Source organism: Paenibacillus terrae HPL-003 (assembly GCF_000235585.1).
In the GTDB taxonomy this organism is placed as follows: domain Bacteria; phylum Bacillota; class Bacilli; order Paenibacillales; family Paenibacillaceae; genus Paenibacillus; species Paenibacillus terrae_B.
The window spans coordinates 285,826-308,823 of the sequence record NC_016641.1; the positions used below are offsets into that span (position 1 = coordinate 285,826).

26 protein-coding genes and 1 riboswitch are annotated in these 22,998 nt (G+C 46.9%); of the genes, 10 read left to right on the forward strand and 16 right to left on the reverse strand.

What is annotated here, in order from left to right:
• Window positions 1–216: 216 nt before the first annotated feature.
• Window positions 217–873, reverse strand: coding sequence for a YheC/YheD family protein (locus tag HPL003_RS01360; RefSeq protein WP_014277843.1), 657 nt, complete (start codon window positions 871–873; stop codon window positions 217–219).
• Between the two features lie 217 nt (window positions 874–1,090).
• Here HPL003_RS01360 and HPL003_RS01365 point away from each other — a divergent pair, with 217 nt between their 5' ends.
• Window positions 1,091–2,638, forward strand: coding sequence for a Ppx/GppA phosphatase family protein (locus HPL003_RS01365; protein WP_014277844.1), 1,548 nt, complete (start codon window positions 1,091–1,093; stop codon window positions 2,636–2,638).
• On the opposite strand, the gene ppk1 is transcribed toward HPL003_RS01365, so the two are convergent.
• Window positions 2,598–4,712, reverse strand: coding sequence for a polyphosphate kinase 1 (gene ppk1 / locus HPL003_RS01370; RefSeq protein ID WP_014277845.1), 2,115 nt, complete (start codon window positions 4,710–4,712; stop codon window positions 2,598–2,600). The genes HPL003_RS01365 and ppk1 overlap by 41 nt on opposite strands.
• Before the next feature lie 307 nt (window positions 4,713–5,019).
• Between ppk1 and HPL003_RS01375 the strand changes: the two genes are divergently transcribed.
• From HPL003_RS01375 to HPL003_RS01385, 3 genes are all read left to right on the forward strand, one after another.
• Window positions 5,020–5,265, forward strand: coding sequence for a hypothetical protein (locus tag HPL003_RS01375; protein ID WP_014277846.1), 246 nt, complete (start codon window positions 5,020–5,022; stop codon window positions 5,263–5,265).
• 270 nt (window positions 5,266–5,535) lie between these two features.
• Entirely contained in the window at window positions 5,536–6,195 is a 660-nt protein-coding gene (locus tag HPL003_RS01380; RefSeq protein ID WP_014277847.1) for a futalosine hydrolase, read from the forward strand.
• Complete coding sequence (locus HPL003_RS01385; protein WP_014277848.1) at window positions 6,196–7,050, forward strand: 1,4-dihydroxy-6-naphtoate synthase; 855 nt, start codon at window positions 6,196–6,198, stop codon at window positions 7,048–7,050.
• Between the two features lie 151 nt (window positions 7,051–7,201).
• Here HPL003_RS01385 and HPL003_RS01390 read toward each other — a convergent pair whose 3' ends face one another.
• The 5 genes from HPL003_RS01390 to HPL003_RS01410 all read right to left on the reverse strand — a co-directional run bounded on the left by HPL003_RS01390 (window position 7,202) and on the right by HPL003_RS01410 (window position 9,890).
• Window positions 7,202–7,522, reverse strand: coding sequence for a hypothetical protein (locus HPL003_RS01390; RefSeq protein WP_014277849.1), 321 nt, complete (start codon window positions 7,520–7,522; stop codon window positions 7,202–7,204).
• A 312-nt stretch (window positions 7,523–7,834) separates the two neighbouring features.
• Window positions 7,835–8,125, reverse strand: coding sequence for a hypothetical protein (locus HPL003_RS01395; protein WP_014277850.1), 291 nt, complete (start codon window positions 8,123–8,125; stop codon window positions 7,835–7,837).
• Between the two features lie 5 nt (window positions 8,126–8,130).
• Window positions 8,131–8,469: a hypothetical protein gene (locus tag HPL003_RS01400; RefSeq protein WP_014277851.1), complete on the reverse strand. Its 339-nt coding sequence runs from the start codon at window positions 8,467–8,469 to the stop codon at window positions 8,131–8,133.
• Between the two features lie 41 nt (window positions 8,470–8,510).
• Window positions 8,511–8,873, reverse strand: a complete 363-nt coding sequence (locus HPL003_RS01405) for a YkvA family protein (RefSeq protein WP_014277852.1) — start codon at window positions 8,871–8,873, stop codon at window positions 8,511–8,513.
• Window positions 8,874–8,960: 87 nt separating this feature from the next.
• A complete protein-coding gene (locus HPL003_RS01410; RefSeq protein WP_014277853.1) occupies window positions 8,961–9,890 on the reverse strand; it encodes a DMT family transporter in 930 nt (309 codons plus the stop codon).
• A gap of 152 nt (window positions 9,891–10,042) precedes the next feature.
• Between HPL003_RS01410 and HPL003_RS01415 the strand changes: the two genes are divergently transcribed.
• Together HPL003_RS01415 and HPL003_RS01420 are read left to right on the forward strand one after the other, a co-directional pair.
• Entirely contained in the window at window positions 10,043–10,921 is an 879-nt protein-coding gene (locus HPL003_RS01415) for a LysR family transcriptional regulator (RefSeq protein WP_014277854.1), read from the forward strand.
• 83 nt (window positions 10,922–11,004) lie between these two features.
• Entirely contained in the window at window positions 11,005–11,370 is a 366-nt protein-coding gene (locus tag HPL003_RS01420) for a nuclear transport factor 2 family protein (RefSeq protein WP_014277855.1), read from the forward strand.
• A 471-nt stretch (window positions 11,371–11,841) separates the two neighbouring features.
• On the opposite strand, the gene HPL003_RS01425 is transcribed toward HPL003_RS01420, so the two are convergent.
• Window positions 11,842–12,213: a hypothetical protein gene (locus HPL003_RS01425; protein WP_014277857.1), complete on the reverse strand. Its 372-nt coding sequence runs from the start codon at window positions 12,211–12,213 to the stop codon at window positions 11,842–11,844.
• Between the two features lie 215 nt (window positions 12,214–12,428).
• Here HPL003_RS01425 and HPL003_RS01430 point away from each other — a divergent pair, with 215 nt between their 5' ends.
• Window positions 12,429–12,665, forward strand: coding sequence for a helix-turn-helix domain-containing protein (locus HPL003_RS01430; RefSeq protein WP_014277858.1), 237 nt, complete (start codon window positions 12,429–12,431; stop codon window positions 12,663–12,665).
• Between the two features lie 714 nt (window positions 12,666–13,379).
• Here HPL003_RS01430 and HPL003_RS01440 read toward each other — a convergent pair.
• Together HPL003_RS01440 and HPL003_RS01445 are read right to left on the reverse strand one after the other, a co-directional pair.
• Complete coding sequence (locus tag HPL003_RS01440) at window positions 13,380–14,153, reverse strand: S-layer homology domain-containing protein (RefSeq protein WP_014277860.1); 774 nt, start codon at window positions 14,151–14,153, stop codon at window positions 13,380–13,382.
• Between the two features lie 244 nt (window positions 14,154–14,397).
• Complete coding sequence (locus tag HPL003_RS01445) at window positions 14,398–14,757, reverse strand: HesB/IscA family protein (protein WP_014277861.1); 360 nt, start codon at window positions 14,755–14,757, stop codon at window positions 14,398–14,400.
• Between the two features lie 361 nt (window positions 14,758–15,118).
• Here HPL003_RS01445 and mqnE point away from each other — a divergent pair, with 361 nt between their 5' ends.
• Together mqnE and HPL003_RS01460 are read left to right on the forward strand one after the other, a co-directional pair.
• Entirely contained in the window at window positions 15,119–16,225 is a 1,107-nt protein-coding gene (gene mqnE, locus HPL003_RS01455; RefSeq protein ID WP_014277863.1) for an aminofutalosine synthase MqnE, read from the forward strand.
• A 268-nt stretch (window positions 16,226–16,493) separates the two neighbouring features.
• Entirely contained in the window at window positions 16,494–17,561 is a 1,068-nt protein-coding gene (locus HPL003_RS01460) for an NAD(P)/FAD-dependent oxidoreductase (protein ID WP_014277864.1), read from the forward strand.
• Between the two features lie 119 nt (window positions 17,562–17,680).
• Here HPL003_RS01460 and HPL003_RS01465 read toward each other — a convergent pair whose 3' ends face one another.
• Window positions 17,681–17,938, reverse strand: a complete 258-nt coding sequence (locus HPL003_RS01465) for a YuzB family protein (RefSeq protein WP_014277865.1) — start codon at window positions 17,936–17,938, stop codon at window positions 17,681–17,683.
• 87 nt (window positions 17,939–18,025) lie between these two features.
• Here HPL003_RS01465 and HPL003_RS01470 point away from each other — a divergent pair, with 87 nt between their 5' ends.
• The gene (locus tag HPL003_RS01470; protein WP_013311836.1) at window positions 18,026–18,271 is read left to right on the forward strand and encodes a NifU family protein; all 246 of its coding nucleotides are present in this window, start codon (window positions 18,026–18,028) and stop codon (window positions 18,269–18,271) included.
• A 92-nt stretch (window positions 18,272–18,363) separates the two neighbouring features.
• On the opposite strand, the gene HPL003_RS01475 is transcribed toward HPL003_RS01470, so the two are convergent.
• The 5 genes from HPL003_RS01475 to HPL003_RS01495 all read right to left on the reverse strand — a co-directional run bounded on the left by HPL003_RS01475 (window position 18,364) and on the right by HPL003_RS01495 (window position 22,997).
• Complete coding sequence (locus HPL003_RS01475; protein ID WP_014277866.1) at window positions 18,364–19,128, reverse strand: SDR family oxidoreductase; 765 nt, start codon at window positions 19,126–19,128, stop codon at window positions 18,364–18,366.
• Between the two features lie 144 nt (window positions 19,129–19,272).
• Entirely contained in the window at window positions 19,273–20,115 is an 843-nt protein-coding gene (locus tag HPL003_RS01480) for a MetQ/NlpA family ABC transporter substrate-binding protein (RefSeq protein WP_014277867.1), read from the reverse strand.
• Between the two features lie 75 nt (window positions 20,116–20,190).
• Window positions 20,191–20,859: a methionine ABC transporter permease gene (locus HPL003_RS01485; RefSeq protein WP_014277868.1), complete on the reverse strand. Its 669-nt coding sequence runs from the start codon at window positions 20,857–20,859 to the stop codon at window positions 20,191–20,193.
• Entirely contained in the window at window positions 20,856–21,878 is a 1,023-nt protein-coding gene (locus HPL003_RS01490) for a methionine ABC transporter ATP-binding protein (protein WP_014277869.1), read from the reverse strand. The genes HPL003_RS01485 and HPL003_RS01490 overlap by 4 nt, the downstream gene beginning before the upstream one ends.
• Before the next feature lie 137 nt (window positions 21,879–22,015).
• A riboswitch (SAM riboswitch) is annotated at window positions 22,016–22,155 on the reverse strand.
• Between the two features lie 122 nt (window positions 22,156–22,277).
• Window positions 22,278–22,997: a Cthe_2314 family HEPN domain-containing protein gene (locus HPL003_RS01495; protein ID WP_014277870.1), complete on the reverse strand. Its 720-nt coding sequence runs from the start codon at window positions 22,995–22,997 to the stop codon at window positions 22,278–22,280.
• Window position 22,998 lies beyond the last annotated feature (1 nt).

Genomic DNA, 22,998 nt, shown 5'->3' on the forward strand with positions numbered 1-22,998 from the left:
TTCTGTTATCCACAGCATGTTGTGGAAATCCTGTGTATAAATTGTTGGTAAGTGTCGTTAAGCCATATATGCGACAGGGGATAATGTGGACAATACTTATACACAGGATTTTGACGCTTGTAAATAAAAAAAATATTTTTATAGTTTACACATATAGATTATATTTACAACCCCCTAAATTGAATTTTATGGGAGTTAATTTAAGAAGATTAAGGATTATTGGGGTCTTGTGTTTACTTCCAAAATCCATATCCGTCCATTCGGATCCAGTCCATAATCAAATCCCAATTGTCCAATCCCCGGAAATCTTTTCTCCAGTACAGGAATACACCGCTGTGTAAGATTAACGATTTCACGTCGCTTTCGGGTAGCCACCTGGCGGGGATAAATCTTCCGAAGTGCATCCATTCCCTTCATCAGAGTTCCCCCTTTGCACAGGTTCGTAATGACCAGTCCGGGACGGGCTTGACGTGCAACCACTGACCGGAACGCCCATTTCTGGCCCACCTTCACCACTTTTACCCGATAGTCAACAGGTCTGCTCTGAATAGCAGACAACAAGATACCCTGCTGGATCAAATACGGGCGCTGAAGCCGGAGCTTTTCGATTCCGACAGCAAGTTCTCCAAAGCTGCTGAACCGATATCTGCGTTCCATGCGCGTGCAGGTGTATTCCCTGCGCTCCCTAGCCACACGCATGACTCCGATTCCACCGCCGCCCTTCACGGGCTTTATGAATACAAAAGCATGCCGCCCTAGCATCATGCGCAGTTGATCTTTGCTATAAAGACACGTTTCCGGTATATAAACGGCGGTATACGGATGGTGGAGCAGCGCCTTCGTCTTTAACCACTTGCTTGCAAGTTGTCTCATGAATCCTCTCTCCTTTCGCCGTCAAACTATACTTATACATACTCAACACGGATACTCTATTCTTGGGTGATTGCCCGAGGCACATGTCCATTTCGCAAGATCACTGCTAACGGTAGCATGCACGGGACATCACTGGTACAATGACAATAATCTACTTATATTTGCACGGAGCAGCGGGTTTGCCGGCAAATTGTTTTTTCAACAAGGAGGTCAACTCATGAACAGCAAAATCGGCATCATGGACATTGGCTCCAACTCCATACGTCTAGTGATCTATGAAATAACAGAGACAGGAGCCTACAGGATTGTCCAGGAATGCAAAGAGGCTGCCCGACTAAGCGAAAAGGTTGGAACCAACGGCCGTATGGAGCGGGAAGCGATTCGAAGCATCGCTCCATTACTGCGCCAATTCATGACGGTATGCCGTATGCACGAGGTTGTTCGTATGCGTGCAGCAGCGACGGCCGCTATCCGTAATGCGGCGAATTCGGATGAGATTGTGCAATGGATTACGGAGGAAACAGGCTTAACGCTAGAAATATTGAGCGGGGAGCAGGAAGGCTATGCTGGTTTTCTGGGTGTCGTCAATACCATGAATGTAAACGACGGCATTATTATTGACATCGGGGGCGGCAGTACAGAAATTACGCTGTTCCGCGAGCGACAGCGGCTTCATACCGTATCGTTTCCTTTTGGCGCGGTCAACACGAATTCGCGCTTTGGCCGGGAAGTCAGGAACGGTGAATGGTCTCCTCAGCAGATTGAGGAGATGGAGAGCTTCGTCCGTTCTTCCCTGCAAAACCATGATTGGATCTTTTCCAATCCGGGCCTGCCGTTCATCGGTTTGGGCGGTACCTTACGTACCTTGGCTAAAATCAATCAGAAGCGGCAGGATTACTCGTTGCCCGTGACGCATCATTACGAAATGACAACAGAAGATGTCGATTTTTTTTATGTCAGTCTGCCTCATCTTCCCTATGAAAAACGCAAAAAAACAGCCGGCCTGTCCAAAGACAGAGCCGACATTATTGTACCGGGGCTAATTATTTTGAAATCGATATTCGAGGCCGCTCATGGCTCCACCTATCTGGTCAGCGGAGCGGGCTTGCGTGACGGTTTGTTTCATGAACTGGTCAATTCCGAACAGCCTGTGGTCGACAATCCGCTCATCGCGTCGATCCGCAATATACTTTCATTCGCTGTCCCGGTTAGCGAAGCGCATGTCAAGCGGGTTAACGAGTACGCTGTCCGACTCTATGACGAACTCGTTGACGTATGGGCTGACGTATCGTCCTCAGCGATGGACAAACGTTTGCTGCTGACCGCCGCAACGCTTTACAAAACCGGAGCAGCCTTAAATTACTACCATTTCCGCCAGCATTCCGTGTTCTGGATCCTACATGCGGGCATCGGTGGTTTATCCCACCGTGAAACGGTGCTGGCTGCGCTGATCGCAGACTACCATCCCAAGAATCGGACGCCCCGACTGTTGCGCGTACATGCTGATATTCTGGAGCCTTCCGACGAAGAACGTGTACATCGGTTGGGCTCCCTGCTCCAGCTTGCGATCGGCATGGATCGGAGCGAATCCGGCATCATCACCAGCATCAATCCCACCACAGGTGACGATGCGCTACATCTTCGTCTGGAAAGTATGGGTGAACCGATTCTAGAACAGCGGGAGCTGGAGACTGTCGCTAAAGATTTTCAAAAAGCATGGAACCTTACGTTGTCGTGGTCCATTCTTCCTTCTTCCAATTTCTAACCTTCATGGCTTCGGATTGGCTCCGTATAGGAGCCTCTTCGTCTTTTCTTGCCGCAAATTGATAGCTGCCATTAGGCAAAAGCTGCCGAGCCTTCACATTATCCCTCAAGGACAAATGTAAAATGTCTGACAGCATTCCCTTGATCCGGTCATCATAAATCGGGCACATCAGTTCAATCCGACGAGTCAAATTACGAGTCATCCAATCCGCGCTGGACAGGAAAAGCTCCGAATTCCCCGCATTTTCAAAATAGAACAGTCTGGAATGCTCCAGGAAACGGTCAACAATACTGATAACCCGAATGTTCTCGCTGAAGCCTTCCACCCCGGGACGCAAGCAGCAGACCCCTCTAATGATCAGGTCAATCTTAACACCCGCCTGAGAAGCTGCATACAGCTCATCAATCATCTCCTGACTGGATAAGGAATTGATTTTGGCAATGATACGGGCTGGCTTACCTGCAAGTGCTTGCTCCGCTTCCCTGCGGATCAGCTCAAACAGCTTGTTTTTCATTCCCGTCGGAGCCACCGTAAAAGCTTGCAGCGTCTTGAGTGCGGAGAAGCCCGTGATTTCATTAAACAGCTCGGAGGCATCCTCACCCAATACGGGATCTGACGTGAATAACCCGATATCCGTATACACCCGTGCTGTGCTTTCGTTGTAATTGCCTGTGCCCACATGCACGTAGCGCTTGAGCGCGTTACGCTCGTGGCGTACTATTAGAATAATTTTGGCATGCGTCTTCAAGCCGACCAGCCCGTACACCACATGACAGCCTGCTTTCTCAAGCGTACGCGCCCAGGCAATATTACGTTCCTCATCAAAACGGGCTTTTAATTCCACCACCACCGTGACCTGCTTGCCTGATTCGGCCGCACGTGCCAGTGCCGGTATCAGCTTGGATTCCCCGTTGACCCGGTACAGGGTCATTTTGATCGCCATCACTTCCGGGTCCTCTGACGCCTCAATGATAAAATCCGTTACCGCATCGAACGACTCATACGGATGATATACCAGCACGTCCCGTTTGCGAAGTACGTTGAAAATATCCTCTTGTGGGGGCAGCTCTTCCGGATACACTGGTTTGATTGCCGGAAACTTCAAATGCGAATACCCTTCCAATTGATCAGAAAAGGACGACAGAAACGTCAAATCCAGCGGCCCATCTATCTCAAACACATGATCGAACAACTTGAATTCACGCTGAAGCTCCATCAGAGCAAAGGGATGAATCCCTTTTTCCACTTCCAGTCTTACCGGTGCACCGCGTCTTCTTCGACGCAGCTCTTTTTCAATCTCTTCGAGCAAATCTTCGATTTCCTCTTCATTAATGGACAAATCGGAATTGCGCGTAACACGAAAGGCTTGAACCGATTCCGGTACATAACCCGTGAACAGCGTTTGAATATGATGCTTGATCAGCTCTTCAATTAAAATGAATGATTTCTTCTTGCTATTGGAACGTAGCGGCACAGACACGACACGCGGAATATTGGAAGGCACCTGCACGATGGCAAAAAACGGTTTGTCCTCCTCCGTATCTCCTTGACGTCTCAATACAACTGCCAAATATACGTATTTATTGTGAACTAGTGGAAAAGGACGGCTCTGATCGACCGCCATTGGCGTCAGCACCGGAAATATAATTTCATGAAAGTAAGTATCCAGAGACTTGCGCTGTGTCGCATTCAAATCCTCATATTCAAGCAGCAAAATCCCCTTTTTCGTCAACAGGCGAGAAATTTCGCGATAGGTTCGATACTGCTCCGATACCATCGAGATCGCGCGCTTGATCAGCCGTTTGTATAAACCGGCGGGGGTATATCCGGTGAAATCCTTTTGCATAAAACCAGCTTTGATCTTCTCCCGCGTCTCTGCCACCCGAACGGCCATAAATTCATCCAAATTGCTGGACACAATTGCCAAAAATTTAGCTCTCTCCAGCAACGGTGTATCTGTATCCTGAGCTTCCTGAAGCACACGGCGGTTAAATTCAATCCAACTTAAATCCCGATTAAAGTAACGTTCTGACCCGGCTTTATCTTTATCCTTATTCTGACTCTCTATCAACATATGGCCTCCATCAATCGTGCAGTATAGTTATGCTTTATTGTACTATTAGATGAAACGCACTAGCATCATAGCTGTGTAAACGCAATGTAAAATGTGTGTAAACGCAGCCTGATGTTGAAAAGGTCAATCGGATACTTTACAAAAATAGCATTAAAGGGTACAGTGTTTACGTCTGTTTCATTGAGGTAGATTGTCGAACCGTACTTTTTCACCGTTTTTTTATGCTTATCATGTTGTTACTTGCCACATATCAGCCACGTTCAATTGCTTCATTTTCAAATGGCATCATATAGGGAGGATTTACGTTATGGAACCCAAGAAAACGCCACGCGTACTGCAAAAAAACATCGAATTTTTCACCGCGGCGCTGTCTCAGCATCTCGTTTCAGTCTGGCAGGAGGACCCGACGGGCGTATACTGCGAGATTGGCAACGGATATATCGAATTGTTCAGCAGCGAGATGATTCGGGTGCGCAATCAGAATGGGACCCAAAGCCATTATGACCGCAATATCACGATGTTTCAGTTGATCACCAAGGATCAGCCGATATAATTATTATATGCTATGCCTGTACTGTTCTTCCAGATTAGATATGCTTTTTTATCTTGAAAAAATTGAAAATAACTGTTATCTAACTGTTACTTATAGGCTCAACGTTATTCTTTAAGGCAGCTATGCTGCTGGCTTTCGGTTTGTGAACATATTGCAGGTTTATCCAAAAGGCGCCACAGAGCGCTTTTTTTTGTCGTTTTTTTTGAACATCTTTTCAAAAAGCAGTATGATAAAGTAGCATATGATCTTAATTTAAAGGGGAATCAACCGATGGAGCATACAACATCAGACGGACGCATCCTGATCATGACCGCGGTTGAGGGCGAACGGGAAGCCGTGCTGCGCGGGCTGAACGGCGACACCCGCTTTGCAGTTGAGCTGGCTGGTGTGGGCGCTCCGTCCGCAGCGGCTTCGACTGCGCTGGCGCTGGCTGGCGGCGGCTACCGCCTGGTCATCAGCGCCGGAATCGGCGGCGGCTTCGTGGATGTCGCCGCACTGGAGAGCGTCGTCGTCGCTGACGCGATCATCGCCGCCGACCTCGGGGCCGAGACGGCGGAAGGCTTCAGCAGCGTGGACGAGCTAGGCTTCGGCTCCAGCCGAATCGCCGTGAACGGTGCAACCACACAGCGGCTCGTTCAGGCGCTGCGTGCCGCCGGACAGACAGCCGTCGCCGGGCCGATCCTGACCGTCACGACGGCGACAGGTACGGCGGCTACCGCAGAACGGCTGGTGAAGCGTGTTCCCGGAGCCGCCGCCGAAGCGATGGAAGGCTATGGGGTAGCCGTAGCGGCGAACAGGCTGGAGCTGCCTGTGATGGAAATCCGCACGATTTCCAATGCAGTTGGCCCACGTGACCGCGCAGCCTGGCGGATCAAAGAGGCTTTGCAAGCGTTGGAAGCCGCATTTTCTACATTAACGGAGGTTATATAGATGCAAATTGCTTTCTCACCTTGTCCCAACGACACCTTTGTCTTCCATGCCTTGGCGCATGGATTGATTCCGGGCGCACCCGCGCTGGACATCACATTCGCCGATATCGACATCACCAATAATCTGGCGGTAACGCCAAACGGGCTGGATGTCATGAAAATCTCTTATGCTGCGCTCCCTTGGGTGCTGGACGAATACGCCCTGCTGCCTTGCGGCGGCGCGCTGGGCCGGGGCTGCGGTCCGCTCGTGCTGACCAAGGAAGGCACCACGGCGGAAGGACCAGAAGCCCTGTCCGGCAAGCGCGTAGCTGTGCCGAGCGAACGCTCCACGGCCTATCTGCTATTCCGCCTGTGGGCGGCCAAGCATGTGCCGGGAGGAGTCGGCGAAATTGTCGTTATGCCGTTCGACCAGATCATGCCTGCTGTCCGTGACGGACATATGGATGCCGGGCTGGTTATACACGAGGCGCGTTTCACGTATCCGTCCTACGGTCTTAGCAAACAAGTCGACCTGGGCAACTGGTGGGAAGAAGATACGGGGCTCCCGATTCCGCTTGGAGCCATTATTGCCCGCCGTTCTCTGGACCTCGATGCTATTGCAGGCTGGATACACGCCTCTGTCGAGTACGCTTGGAAACATCCCGAGGCTTCGCGCGAATATGTATTGTCCCATGCGCAGGAGCTGTCACCGGATGTGGCCCAATCGCATATCGACCTGTACGTGAACGATTTTACCGCCAATCTGGGTGACAGCGGCTATGCAGCCATCGAAGCACTGCTCGGACGCGCCGCCCAGGAAGGGCTTGTGCCTTCGTTTGATTTAGCCAAGCTGCGCCTTGCGTCCATAACCCGCTAATGAACCAATATTGCATGTTTTCCTGCTGAATAGAGCAGCCTTAACATATAAAACCTCCCGAACGAGCACATGCCCTAGCCATGCGCCCCATTCGGGAGGTTTTATGATTTCTTATTGCGAATCCTCATTCAGACTCGCCTGATCCTTGTCCTTAGTTCTGTTCTTGCTCCACGACCTCGGTCTTAAACACGTTATCCAATTTGGTACCCAATCTTTTGACCAGTGGCACCTTGATATCCCGGCTCAGCTCTTTGAAAAAAGCGTCCATGTCACAATTAATCTTATCCAACACGACCTTCACGGTGCCCTCTGCCAAGATCTGCTCATTCAGATCTTCCGGTACGGTAACCGAGATATCATACTTCTTGCTTAACGTTTTAATGTAGCGGGTAAAGATTTCGATAAGCTCCTCATTGTTGAACTTCTCGACTGCAACTTGCCCTTTGTTCGTAAATTTCAAATTCACTCTCACGTTAGCATTTCCCCTTTTCCTTTTGACCATTTATTTTGGATAAACGTTGAACCTTACGAGGTTCTTCAAAGAAAGGGCCTTACCGGTCGTTTTAGACTCTTGTCCTTTGATATATTAAGTATAACACATTAAGTCCGTTTTCATTTCCCAACTTGTCGTTTTATGATAAAAAATGATACAATTTGCGCATTTTCAGCATTAATTCTTTCTTTTCATGCCAATCATTAGAAAGAGTTTATACACAAATACACAAAAAAACGCCTATCTCGCAAAAGAAAGACGCTTCCGTATAGATGCTTATACAGCGTGCATTTACAAAGGTTTTGTACATTCCCAACCATGTGAACGATACTCACGCACCGCATCCCGTACATCCTCGATATCATCGGTATGCAGCAGAACTGCAGGTAAAATCACCCAGTATTCGTTTTCTGCCAGATCAATAAACACGTCCTCGACATCATAATATTGCATATCGCCAAAAGCCGTATCCCTGATTTTCTGTCCAACCAAAGGTGTAAAATGGGAATCGAATGTTTTAATCACCTTCGTATATTCCTTCACGCCCGTTGCTGTAATCTGCTGTGAAATAATGACGCTCAATGCGGTTACCTCCCTGATTGATAATGCTCATTATAACCTTCCCTCAGACCTTCTACAAAACCCTGTGCTGCAAAAATAGTAAAAATCAACAACCCAATGCCAATGGCAACCGAGCTGATTACGATAATGAAGACGCCCTGCGTATTTCTTTGCTCCATCCGTTTCGTCAAAATGCCGAAAACCAGACCTACAATACCCAACAATCCTCCGACGACAAAAAAACTGAATATGAACCCCAATCCTGCAAAAATCCAGCCAAACAAAGCAAGCACCCAGCCCTGCGACTGCTGCTCACTCTGTTTCATCTGCCAGCGTTCCCTCGCTGTTGGTGTGTATCTATCCATTTCTTAGCTCCCCCGCTCCTCAAGCACTTCTTAAGCAATCCTCAAGAAAAAAATTCGTTCGCCTTCTCCCGATGGGCTGGCTTGATATGCATGTCCAGCACTTTTAAGGCCGCCAGCACGACACCCGCATCATCCGTGAATCCCAGCATTGGAATGACATCGGATATTGCATCCAATGGAGAAATAAAATACGCCAAGGCCCCGAAGGCCACTCCTTTGGCATAAAGAGGCGTTTCAGGATCTATCGCACAATAGTACATTGCCACCGCATCCTTCACAAAAGGAACCTTCCCGGCCGTGGATTTCACCTTTTTGAAAAATCCTTTTTTCACCTGTTCTTCCTGCTTCGGATCATACTTGGCTTGGGTTACGTCAAAATCCTTCATAGGTTCTTCCTGCTTCATAACTTGTATACCTCCCGACTTACATAGTCATATTTTACTATGACCCCACTCTTATAATCTAGTATATTTTCCCTAATTCCGCATTCCCTATTCATTTGTACAGGATTTCGTTTCATGAGCCCTTGAGCTTCGATTGCCTCGTTTTCCCGGTGAAGCCGTATTCACCAGATACACACTGCCCGCGATCAACACCAATCCCACCACGAATGTCAAGGTAAGCGACTCCTTGAGTATCACCATACTAAAGATCGTAGACAGCACCGGAATCATAAATGTATAGGAGCCAACCGTTCCTGCTTCTCCGTTGTCGATCAGTTTAAAATAAATCATCCAGCCCATCGCAATTACGAATACCGATATAAACAGCAAGATACCGATAAAGGAGGGGGTCCAGTGAATATCGCTCCATTTCTCCGTCGTAAGTCCAATCCCATTCAGTATAATTCCCCCAAAAATGAGCTGCATCGTCACCGCCCAAATGGAGTCCAACTGCTTGCTTTTTTTCTTCATATAAATTGTTCCGAGCGCCCAGCACAGTCCAGAGGCCAGCCCCAGTACGATACCCAAGACGGACAAATGCCCTGCCGTCCCGCCGGAGCTAATTACGATCACCCCGCCAAAGCCAAGAACCAGTCCAATGACCTTCATCGGAAACATACGCTCACCCAACCACAACCAGGAGAACAATCCAAGCAAGATCGGCTGGAGGAATACTAAAGTGGAAAATAACCCGGCTGGCAAATACAGCAGCCCCACCGTCTGCAAGCCATAGTAGCCGGCAATATTAAATATCGCCAGAACGAGATACGCCCACGCATTCTGTCTCAAACGTAAGGTTTCCCTGTGACGCATAGCGAACAGAAGCAGGATTAGCCCGCCTAACAGTGTACGTATGCCTGAAAATAAAATCGGCGGTGTATCCGGCAAAGCCAGCTTGGTCAATGGCCAGTTAATTCCCCACACCATCACTAATATCAATACAAGCCACAGCGTAGCTTTAGGTGTTAATGTTTTCATGGATATCTCCCTCTCTCCCAGCGATGATCATCGCTCATTTCATACGGCTATCATCATTTATAGCCATTTGCAAAGCTTCACTTTACTAGCGTATACTGTGGGCACTCATAAATAAAATGAATGTTTTCGATAAGGGAGATAACTTTTCGCTTATGGCCATTACCCAAATTATGATCTTTGTTCGCGTAGCTGAAACACTGAATTTTACCCAAACTGCCCATGAGTTGCATATGACGCAACCCGCAGTCAGCCATGCCATCGCCAGTATTGAGAGTGAACTAGGTGTTCAGCTATTCCTGCGTGACCGGAAAAGAGGCGTACTACTAACGGATATCGGGCAAAAGGTACTGCTGCAATTCCGCATGATGCTGCAAAGCATGGAAAAAGTAGAGCAGCAGGTCGCCGCCGAAAAAGGACTGGATGTTGGCACAATCACCATCGGAGCCTTTCCTTCGGCCTCAGCCTATTTTCTGCCCCCGATCATACATCATATTCGCCAGCGTTACCCGAACCTCATATTCGATCTGCATGAAGGCTCCACCAATGAAGTTAAGGAATGGCTGCATAACAGAGAGATTGAAGCAGGTATCATTCTGCTGCCAGATCCGCAGGTGGATGTGATCCCTTTATGTCAGGATAATATGGTTATTCTCCTGCCGGACGGTCATCCTTTGCAATCACAAACCAAAATCGCCATCCGAGACTTGAACCAGCAGGATATGATCTTCTGTAAAGGCGGGCATGAGGTTGCCATTATGGAAGGCTTTGAGCGTGAACGAAGCCAATTACAGGCACGTTTCACCACTCACAATGTCAGTACCTTAGTCAGCATGGTTCGGCAAGGACTGGGCATGGGGATTGTCTCTTCCCTCTCCTTGTCCACATTCCCCCATGATCTGACCGTCAAGGAAACCACACCCCTGATTACGCGCCAGATCGGTATCGCCGTGCCATCCCTGCACAATGCTTCTCTGGCTGTTCAGCTGTTTGTGCGCACTGCGCAGAAACTGTTTACAGATGTGACAAATTAGGAGACATTGGTAACGAGATTTTGGCAGATGCATAATTATTCTTAAATACTTACTGATCGTAATCATAAGGGGTGTCTGTTCAAATGCAGAAAAATCATATTATTGAATCCGAGGAAAAGCTTCGTAAAGCCATGTTATCCAGCGATGTGAAGGACCTGGATGAACTGATTTATGATGATCTTATATTTGTAAATCACTTTGGACAGATGTTGAACAAAGAAGCGGATCTGGATGCCCATCGTTCGGGTGTATTGCATTTTACGGATATTCAAGTGTTGGACCAAAAAGTGATTCTGCTGGATGGTACTGCGGTAACTGTGACCCGAGTTTCTTTACGAGGAACTGTAGGTAATGAACCCATTGAAGATGAAATGTGCTATACCCGCGTTTGGCACGATATGGATGGGGCGTTGAAGATCATTTCAGGGCATTGTAGCACGGTGAAATAGTAAGACTAACACCATTTGTAGAAAAAAAAATAGCACTATGCTATACTATAAACAGAAGCTGTATCACGTACCACGTGTCATATAACATATGATACGTGGGTAAAATAAGAATAGCCGCGATGGTTGCACATCGCGACTTTCTGACAAAGGCCGGTGGGCGACCACGGCGAGAATTTCATACTACGTACGAAAAATCACCGGATAGCTAGGCGGCCAAACCTATTCCCGGTGGTTTTTCTTGTCTTAACGTGATTGTTTCCAGGCTTGTACCAAAGCCTTTAGACCAGTAGTAATACTGACCAACTTTAGCACAACGTCAAGAATCTTCACGATTAGATCAAACGACACGGCGTCACCCCCTCTCGGGCTAGCTTCGCCGTATCTTCCCCACCGGTTATTTTGTCCAAATCATTATAGCATAAATGGGATAATTGGAATATAGAAGGAACCATAAGAAAAACAATACTGGGCTTACAGGTTTCCCTTTGTTTTTACAAGGTTAAGCTCAATGTGGCTTCGACCATGTAGCCATAACAGTTCATCCAGTAAAAACGCCAATCCATTCTTACTACGCAAACGCTCGATCAGCTCTGTAACTACCTCCATAATCTCACGTTGTACATTCTCTGCTAATTGTAGCCCCCCACTTTCCCCATCCACATAAAGATGTGGATGATCCGGTTGTTCTACCTTTCGTACATGTCGCAGATACAATTTTCCATGTTCAAGATAAAAGAAATAGCTACGATCATACAGGACTCCCTCAAATAATTCATACATATTAGGATCATCATCAGGTCCATATACCATAGCAACTCTTTTCAATTCAACCAACTCGGTCATAAATAAATCCTCTCCTTCTGTATTGATTAGTTTTTTTTATCAAATAAAGAATATAAATTATGTTTATATGTATTTAATGTACGACTTCTTATACATATAATACACCTTCACATGTTTACCTTCAACACTTATCGAATAAAATGTACGCATTATTGTAATTTAAGTTTGACTTCTCTAAGATTTGAGTACATATAATAAGTTGAGGGGGATTGCTCATGGGATTGAAACCAAGCTATAAACCAATGGAAATCACTCTAATTAAACGAGATAAAACACGAACTTACCTTCGTACTCAATTAGGAATTTCACCATCTACTTTGGCGAAAATGTCAAATGGGGAATTTGTAGCTATGAGTGTCATTGCACGCATTTGTGAGGAATTAGATTGTAAAATTGAAGAGGTTGTAGAGTTTATAAAGGAGCAACCATTAGATACAGAAAAAGAGCGCTAGCCTTTTTGAAGAGGATAGCGCTCTTCCTTTTTTATTAACTATATTTTCCTATTGTTAATCTACCCGCTGCATAAGGAAGCGATCAATTAGTTCTATTTTTTGCTATATAGTAAGAAATGTACATGAAAAGCGGAGAAGACGGAATGGTGCTGTACAAGCGAAGCGGTCGCTTTTGTCCCCGGATTTCTACCCAATTATAAGCTTTATTCAAGAAATCCGGGGGCGGTGGCGATGGGAAGCACCATCCGTCTGCGGAGTGGCACTAAAGTAACTTTTAAGTTCCATTTCTTTTAAGTTCCATTTATATATTCGTTCTTTTGATTGGTTGCTCCACTGCTTTATAAGTCATGCCAGGGTAATCAATTATAATAAAATGGAGAGTGATAAAATGCACTTTATAAAATCGATTTACACAAAACAAAACATAAATACCTCAGTGCTCTTTTTTTCATTTTTAGTTCTATATAGTGTTTTTTCTGAGATTGAAATTAAACCCATAGCACTCTTACTTTTTACAGTTGTATTTGCCTTTTTTAATGCCCTGAGTAAATTTGTCCAATCCACACGTAGTGATAATGATCTTAAATAAAGTTTCTTCAACACATTCAAAAAGGCCTCCATAGCATATAGTACGCGACTATACCGCTATAGAGGCCTTCATTTATAGTTGGATCATTTCTTTGCTTTCGTCTGATCCTTCAATTGCTTTAAAAATCACTTCGATTGCTTTGTCGCTTCGTACAAACGCTGTAAAATGGTAACCGCTTCAGCCCGTGTGACTAGCGCTTTGGGGTGAAGGTATCCATCATTGGCGGTAAGGACGCCCATATTAGTCAGGGTGTAGAATGCTTCTCCTTTTTGATCTTGGGAATCTCCATCATAATAGGGCTCCTCTTGAGTCGTGTCGATGTATATTACTGGATAGCTGAACGAGTAATTGTCATTGTAATTCGCCTGACGAATTTTTATATCCTTATACTGCGCAGCTGCAGAGATTACTTCCTTAATCTCAGGATGAAGAGTCTGATTCGTATAATCCGTCCGAACGGAAGCAATCATCATAACATCCCAGCGGGTCAGCGGTTTGTCGGGATTGATATAGAATTGATAGTTTGGATATTTGCCTCCCACTCTTTCAGTGAAGCCCCAAACATAATCCCCATTGAATAATGCTGCAAAATCTTTATTCGCCCAGTGCTTACGCGCATCCACAAAGTCTGAAGATTTTCCGGATGAATGATTGATCTCTGGAAAAAGCTTGTGAAACATATGTACAAATTCCGCTTTCGTTATGGTCTTGCCGGGCTTGAAGGTCCCATCCACATAGCCCTTGACAACACCTTTGTCGACCATCGAACGAATAGATTCAGCAGCCCACTCATATTTTGTCCCGTTCACATCAGTAAACGTATTTGCCGCGAATGCGGATTGACTAAAAAACAGTGCCACCGCAACCAGCGAAGTGATAAGCCATTTCTTTTTCAACATCTCTTTCCACTTCCTTCAGGTAAAATTTATGTAGAAAATAGTTCTCCAGAACTCCATGTTATATCGGCATCTCAAAAGCAAATGATGATAATAAACAGAAAAAAACAACACAAAAAATGACCTCTGCAACGAGTAAATCCCGTCACAAAGGCCGTTATCCACTATCCCGAACACCTATTCCGCTAGGCTAACACATCTACCCCCGAACAGATCACCGGAAGACAAAACGTTGACGCGACGTGTGTTAACAAGGCTCTTCGTTCGGCTTCCCTGCATCCGTAGCTGTACGGAAGCTTGAACCGCAACCACAGGTAGCGATTGCATTCGGATTATGAATGGTAAAACCGCCTGACATACCGGACTCTTCAAAGTCGATTTCGAGACCGTCGAGGTAGCGGATGCTTTCCTTTTCCACTACTATCTTCATATCCTGTACGTTCATATATATATCCTGATCCGTCTCGTTGTCGTCAAAGCCCATAGCATACGAAAATCCAGTGCAACCGCCCGGCGTAACACCCAGACGCAAAAACATATTCGGCGTTTCCTGCTGCTCCAGCATATCTTTCAAGCGCTCGGCAGCGGAATCGGTGATGTTAATCATGACTCCATTCCTCCTCTTTTACTTCATGTTCTCCTTCAGTATACTCCACTATTTGCAGGTGCTCAAGTCATGGAATGTCCTTCCCTTACAGGCTAAAGGACCTGTTTTTCTGTTCGTTTGTATTGAACACCTGTGAGGTGAGGTTTATAATGAATGAAGAGTGTGTAAAAGAAACTGTCGGAAAATTGTCAATTAACAGGCAACGTTCTGAGATATTTGTCATTGTAATATTTTTCACATATTCTACATCCGCGCTGCCGGGTTCGCACCGACGGAACGGGACATCCTGTGTGCATCAAGCGCTTGGACCGCAGATCATAGCGGAAGGCCTCGCACAGATCAACTTGAAGGAGGAATAGGCATGTCCACATTAGTTACACCTTTTACAGACCGCAGAATGGCGGAGATTGTAGAAAAGGTGCAGAACGGCATTCGTTTGAACCTTGAAGACGGTATATATTTGTACGAAACTGACGATATTCTTACACTGGGTCAGTTGGCGAACGAAGCTAATTTACGCAAGAACGGAAAAAAGGTTTATTTTATTGAGAACATGAGCCTGTACTTCACCAATGTATGCGAAGCGCGTTGCGCGTTCTGTAATTTCCGCAAGGATCAGGGGGAAGACGGCTCTTATACGTTGTCCGGACAGGAAATGATTGATTATGTTGAGCAGCATATCCATCCGGGGGTAAGAGAATTTCATATCGTCGGTGGTCATAATAATCATGTGCCTTTCCAATACTATGTAGACTCATTGAAGGCGCTGAATGAAAAATACCCTAACGTTACACTGAAAGCCTATACTGCGGCAGAGATTGATTTCTTCACACGCATTAGCGGCTTGAGTATCAAAGAAGTGCTTCAAGAGCTGCAAAAGGCAGGACTGCAAACATTGACCGGCGGTGGCGCAGAAATTTTATCAGATGAGTATCGCCAAAAAATGCGTGTCACCAAAGCGAATGTAGATCGCTATCTTGAGGTTCATCGCACGGCTCACAATCTCGGCATGAGAACTCATACGACAATGCTGTACGGTTCTGTTGAATCCTACGAGGATCGTATTGAACATATGCTGCAAATCCGTGCATTGCAGGACGAAACGAACGGATTTATGGTGTTTATTCCACTGTCCATGCAGCCGAAAAGCAAAAATGCCAACATCATGCGTCGCAACTCCGCTTACGAGGATCTCAAAACCATTGCGATCAGCCGCCTGATGCTGGACAATATCGACCATGTCAAAGCTTACTTTATTAATATTGGCCCGCAATTGACGCAGGTCGCTCTGACCTTTGGCGCATCGGACGTCCATGGCACGATTGTGCGCGAGCAAATCAGCCATGCCGCAGGCGCACTGACCCCGGCCGGTTTGACCCGTAAAGAGCTGATCTGGCTGGTCAAAGGTGCCGGACGCATCCCGGTTGAACGGGACACCTTCTATAACGAAATTGAAGTTTTCGAATAAAAGCAATATCGGATTCGGATTTTCCCGCGTGCATTTCATCCCCATTTACTCACACCATGCAGCGCCAAGCTGCCCCGGAATTTTTCTGGTCTGCCTGCCTACAGGCGGGCCGGGAACCCGGGTTTTATAACAACAAAAAACTTGTGTCTGATCGGAAACATTGAATTTGCATGTCGCCGGGATAGACGTTAATTTGGCGAACAAGGTTTCCTGATGAGGCACCAGACCATTTGCCGGGGACACGGCAGCGAAAGGACGGCGGATTTTGATGAAAAATTTCGTTATTCTGGGAGGCGGCTACGGTGGCCTTACCATTGCCAAGGAATTACTGAATAAACATATTCCCGACGATATTCAAGTCATTTTAGTGGATCGGATGCCCTTTCAGGGATTGAAAACAGAATACTACGCCCTCGCAGCGGGTACGGTATCTGATTTTGATTTACGTGTGCATTTTCCCGATGAACAACGGCTCATTCGCAAATACGGAGAAGTCACCTCGATGGATCTGGAAAATAAAATCGTACATTTTCAGGACGGCGAGCCTTTGCCGTATGAACAGCTTGTGATTGCGCTGGGCTGTACCGACCGTTTTCATAATACACCGGGAGCTGAAGAACATAGCTGTACCATCCAGTCCTTTAACAATACACGCCAAACGTATCTGCGCCTGAATGAAATCAAGCCATACGGACATGTGCATATTGTAGGTGGCGGTCTGAGCGGTGTTGAGATTGCTGCAGAACTGCGTGAAAGCCGCGCGGATTTGAATATTACCATTATGGATCGGGGCGAGCGGGTGCTGTCGGCATTCCCGCAGCGTTTGTCTGCCTATGTGCATGCCTGGTTTAAGGAGCATCAAGTCGATGCGTTGAATCATGTCGGGGTTTGCCGCATTGAGCCGGGTGCTATTTACAATCATGATGAAGAAATTGTGACGGATGCAGTTGTATGGACAGCCGGGATTCAGCCAGTGAAAATCGTGCAGGATTTAGCTGTGCCCAAAGACCCTCAAGGCCGCATTGTACTAAACGAATATTACCAAATCCCAGATCATCCCGAGGTGTACGTGGTCGGAGACTGTGCCAGTCTCCCCTACTCTCCAAGTGCTCAGGCGGCGGAGGTGCAAGGTGAGCAGATTGCACACATTGTACACGATCTGTGGAAAGGCCATACGCCTCACCCGCATCCTTTGAAGCTGCGTGGTACATTGGGCGCGCTTGGCAAGAAAGCAGGATTCGGCTATGGCTTCATGGGCAGCACCTCGCTACGTGGTCGTGTGCCCCGCCTGCTCAAAAGCGGCGTGCTCTGGAAATCCAAACGCCATTTTGGCTAATCTGTTGGTATAACAAACAAAGAAGACCCGCTCTGGGAGCCGGTCTTCTTTGTTTTGAGCATGTATGGACGGTACGTATATCTTATACAGAAAGAAGCTGGCGGATGAATGATTATACCTCAGTCGAGATCAAGATTATCCCATGCCTCGGCTTCTTTGATTTTGTTCATAATCACTTCGTACAGCAGCTCTGCTGAATCGGCAGATACAATCTCGCCGTTGACCATCGCATACGGTTCTGCGTTACACTGACCACAATTGCTGAGACAGCCGTATTCAATGACGTCGTAATCCGGATTTTGCTCCAGTCTGGACATAATTTCATCGGTGCCAAAATGCATATTGCTGGTGCAAAATTCTATGATAGGTCTTAACATTTTTTCACCTGCTTTGGATGACGGGCATTTTAATTTGGCCCGCTTTGTAATATAATAGTTAAGGTATAGGAAAGGAGTTGAATTCTAATGAGCGAAACACAAAGCGTTCAAATGTATGATGAAGTAGCTGATGTACTGGATAAGCTCCGTCCGTTTCTGCAACGCGATGGTGGCGACGTTGAGCTGGTTGACGTAGAAGACGGCATTGTTAAGCTGAAGCTGGTAGGCGCTTGCGGCAGTTGCCCAAGTTCCACAATCACGCTGAAAGCAGGGATTGAACGCGCTCTTCTCGAAGAAGTCGACGGCGTCCAAGAAGTGGTACAAGTATTCTAATGCTTGATGCATAATGATCATGAGAGTCTTGACTTCGGTAACGAAGCTCAAGGCTCTTTTTTGTGTGACGGGATGTACTGAATTTTAATCCCTTATATGGTCGGTCGAATCGGGTCCAGCCCTCCCGACACATCCATAATATTACCCGTTATAAAATCCGAATGCTCATCACACAAATAAGCAATCACTCGCGCAATATCCTCTCCACTCCCCGGGCGTCCGCGCGGTGTCTCTGTATCCTGCAAGCCGATGACATCGGCAATTGACTTTTCCTTGTTCGTACCTCGGATATCCCCGGGACAAATCATATTGACCGTGATACCATAAGGAGCTTCCTCCACAGCCAGTGACTTCGTAAAAGACACCAGCCCCACCTTGGCGGCTGCGTATACCGCACGATGCGGCCAAGCCCGTGCTTCTCCAGCATGACCGAAGCCAAAATGAATAATACGTCCCCATTGCTGGTTCCGCATATGAGGTAATACCAGATGATCCAGCAGCATCGTACCCACCAGATTCCCCTGAATCATGGCATGAATCTCAGCTACACTGTAATCCGCAAACAAGCGACGTTCCCGAATGAACGGTCCAGCGTTATTAACCATAATATCTACGCCGCCCAGCCGATCCTGTACTTCGCCGATCAGCCTTGTAATATCTTCCTGAATCGAAATATCTCCTTGCAAAGACAGACAGCGTACTCCCTTGGCTTCAATCACCTGCCTAAGCTCTTCGGCTTCAGTTTGGCTATGCACATAGTTTAGTGCAATGTCACAGCCTTCATTAGCCAGACGCAGAGCGGTCATTTTACCTAATCCTTTGGCACTGCCCGTTATAAGCGCGACTTTGTGTCTCAACAGTTTTCCTCCTCTTCACAGAGAACGGTCACCCCCAAGTATAAAATATTTAGGCTTCACCTACAACTCCAAGCCAAAAGAAACCCCAAATCCTCTTGTTCAAGAGAATTCGGGGTTTGGGTTCAATGCGTTCTCGTATCCAGCTTAAAATGCCGGGATAATCGCGCCTTGGTATTTGTCTTCGATGAATTTTTTAGTTTCCGGGGATTGCAACGCTTTGATCAGCTTTTGAATCGCTTCGGAATCTTTATTGTCAGGACGCGCTACCAGAACGTTAGCATATGGAGAATCTTTATCTTCCAAAGCCAGTGCATCCTTCGTCGGGTTCAGCTTCGCTTCCAGAGCGTAGTTCGTGTTGATCAGCGCAATGTCCACTTCAGGCAACTGACGTGGCAGCATAGCCGCTTCCAGCTCCTTGAATTTCAGGTTTTTCGGGTTTTCTGTGATATCTTTTACAGTAGCTTCGATGTTGCTTGCATCTTTCAGCTTGATCAGACCTTGTTTCTCCAGCAACAGCAATGCACGTCCTCCATTGGTTGCATCGTTAGGAATGGCAACAGTTGCACCATCCGGAATTTCATCAAGCTTTTTATATTTTTGCGAGTAGATACCGAATGGCTCCAGATGAACCGCGCCTACAGATACCAGGTCCATTTTGCGCTCTTTGTTCATAACATCCAGGTATGGTACATGTTGATAGAAGTTAGCATCCAGTTGCTTGTCGAACAATTGTACGTTCGGTTGTACGTAGTCGTTAAACTGAACGACTTGAAGTCGAACGCCCTCTTTTTCCAACTGAGGCTTGATCGCTTCTAAAATTTCCGCATGTGGTACAGGAGAAGCGCCAACTTTCAGCTCGACTTCACGTGGTGACCCGCCTGTATTTTGGGTCGCATTGTTTGTATCGGATGTCGTGCTTTTCGTGCCGCAAGCAGCCAATACCGCAATTAATGTCAAGCTTAATACAGCCAATACCCATTTTTTCATGTTATTACCCCTCCAATGAATTGTGTTATTCAGGATTCAGACGCCCTGATCAATAAGGATTACTATATGGTTTCCCTATTTTCGAGTATAATGCCGCACCAGACGGTCTCCCGCCATTTGCAGCAATTGCACCAGTACGACCATCAGTACGACCGCAACGATCATTACAGCCGTTTCATAACGGTAGTATCCGTAGTTGATAGCCAGTGTACCCAGACCACCGCCCCCGATCATACCGGACATTGCTGTATAGGATACGAGCGTAACGACGGTAATCGTTAATGCGGCGAGCAGACCCGGCCGTGCCTCACGCAACAGCACCCGACGAATAATCTGCCCTGTAGAGGCGCCCATGGCTTGTGCAGCCTCGATGACACCCTTGTCTACTTCACGCAATGACGTCTCCACGAGACGGGCGAAGAATGGCGCAGCGCCAATGACCAGCGGTGGAATTGTACCCAGCACCCCGGTAGAGGTACCAACCAACGACCGCGTAAAAGGAATGAGTGCAACAATCAAAATAATAAACGGTACGGACCGCAAAATGTTTACGATAAAGGAAAGTACAACGTATATCACCTTCATCAGACTCCATGAAGAGCGGCTTGCCAGAAATAATAATATCCCGAGCGGCAAACCAATAATAAGGGTGAACAACGCAGATGCACCGAGCATCTGAAGTGTCTCTAATGTAGAGTTACCTAGTTCTTCCCAACTCACTTGCGAAAAATCAAGTTCACTCATTGTCCGATCACCTCCACATCAAGTCCCTGACCGGACACTTCGCGCAGCGTATACTCAATATCCTCCTGATTTCCTTCAAAACGGACGATAAGCTGTCCATACGGTACGTTTTTAATCGTGGAGATGGTACCCTGCAAGATCGCAAAATCAACGCCCGTGCTACGGGCTGTACGTGACAGAATCGCATCATACGTCTTGCTGCCCAAAAATGAAATCCGTACAACATGCGCCGATTCACCGCCTCCTGCTGCTGCTATGGCTGCTTGCAGCTCCTCGGGATGCTCAGACTCCCGCTGGATAAAGTCCTTGGTTACTTGATGCTGCGGCTTGAGGAATACTTCTGCCACCGGACCCTGCTCCACGATGTCACCCTGATGAATGACACCAACACGATCACAGATGCTTTGAATGACATGCATTTCATGCGTAATCAGCACGATGGTCAAGTTAAAGCGCTGGTTAATGTCTAACAGCAATTTCAGGATGGACCCTGTCGTCTGCGGATCAAGCGCTGAGGTCGCCTCGTCGCACAGCAGTACATGAGGATCACTGGCAAGCGCCCGTGCAATACCTACCCGCTGCTTTTGTCCGCCCGAGAGCTGTGACGGATATTTTCCGCTGTGTTCTTCCAGACCCACCAGTTCCAGCAATTCACGAACCTTCTGGTCCTGCTTCTGCTTGGGCGTGTTCACCAGACGCAACGGAAATGCAATATTGTCATACACCGTCGCCGAGGACAACAAATTAAAATGCTGAAAGATCATTCCGATTTTACGACGCTGTTTCTGTAACTGTGATTGGCTCACGGTGGCGAGATTCACGCCATCTACCCATACCTCGCCCGAAGTCGGCCGTTCCAATAAATTAATACAGCGGATCAACGTACTTTTTCCCGCCCCGGAATGACCGATGACTCCAAATATTTCACCACGCTTTATAGAAAGATCCAAACCGGACAGCGCACTAACGCGCCGGCTGCCTTTGCCATAATGCTTGGTTAATTGCTTAAGCTCTATCAACGTGCTGCAACCCCCTTCACTCTTCCTTACCCCTTCTAACCGACTTTCACCTCTCAGGAATTATATAATCCCATCTCTATGATGATACAAAAAGAGCCCCTTTCACAGAATGAAAAGGGCCCCGCTATGCGAACCTTTTCTCATCTGTCAAAACCGCTATAACTCTAGCGGTTTTGTAGGAATTAGCACCATCATGTCCCCTCCCGATGTGTTACACCGGGAAAGAACGGGTTGCCGGGCTTCATCGGGCCAATCCCTCCACCTCTCTGGATAAGAAAAATATGTTAAACTCCAGCTTTAGCTGTCCGTTAAGTTTATATTAATTCAAGCATTTTCCTGAAACTAGATTTCAGTATAGATAGTTTACATAGCTTTGTCAAAGGATATTTTCTCACATAATTATGGACAAGCTTCCCGGTTCTCCCATTGTTTCACCGTATAACGAAAGGCAATTGCCAAGGAACGGTTCACCATCTCCAGGCCTTGCTTTAAATCCTCCAGGTGATGATCCAAATCCTCCAGGTGTATCTTGCCGTACAAAGCACGATGCCGTTGCCAGAGATCATCCTGCATTTCCGTATTCATATAGTGTATTTCCGTGTTACGCCGCTTGCGCAGCCGATTGATCGGGTCAGTGTATGAGTCCTTGATATCATTTAAGCTGTCCGTCATTTCAGGATGCATCTTCAAATACCTGAATTGCCGCAGCACTGTAAAATACGAATAATGCGCCTTGTACTGACCTGTTTTCAGATCATACAAATCATTGAGCCAGTTCCCGAGCTTATCCAAAATGGAAAATACCCGCACAAACCCATCCTTATAAAAGAATACGTACAGCGCATAATCCGATTTTTCATCAACGCTCATATCCTCGGCATATCCGGCCTTCACTTTCGTTCGGAAAAAGGCGGCAGCATGATGGCTCTGCTCCAGCTCATCCAAAGATGACATCAGGCCGCGTGTCAAAATATCCGCCTTGCGAAAATCATGAGTCGGATCTCCGCTGGCCTGAATTTGCCGCTCCAGCACTTTCAACATGTCTGACATGCTGTTCATAGCATCCAGTAGGATGCCCTTGTTCACACGTGGCGGCTCGCCTAGCAGCTTGCGTATCATG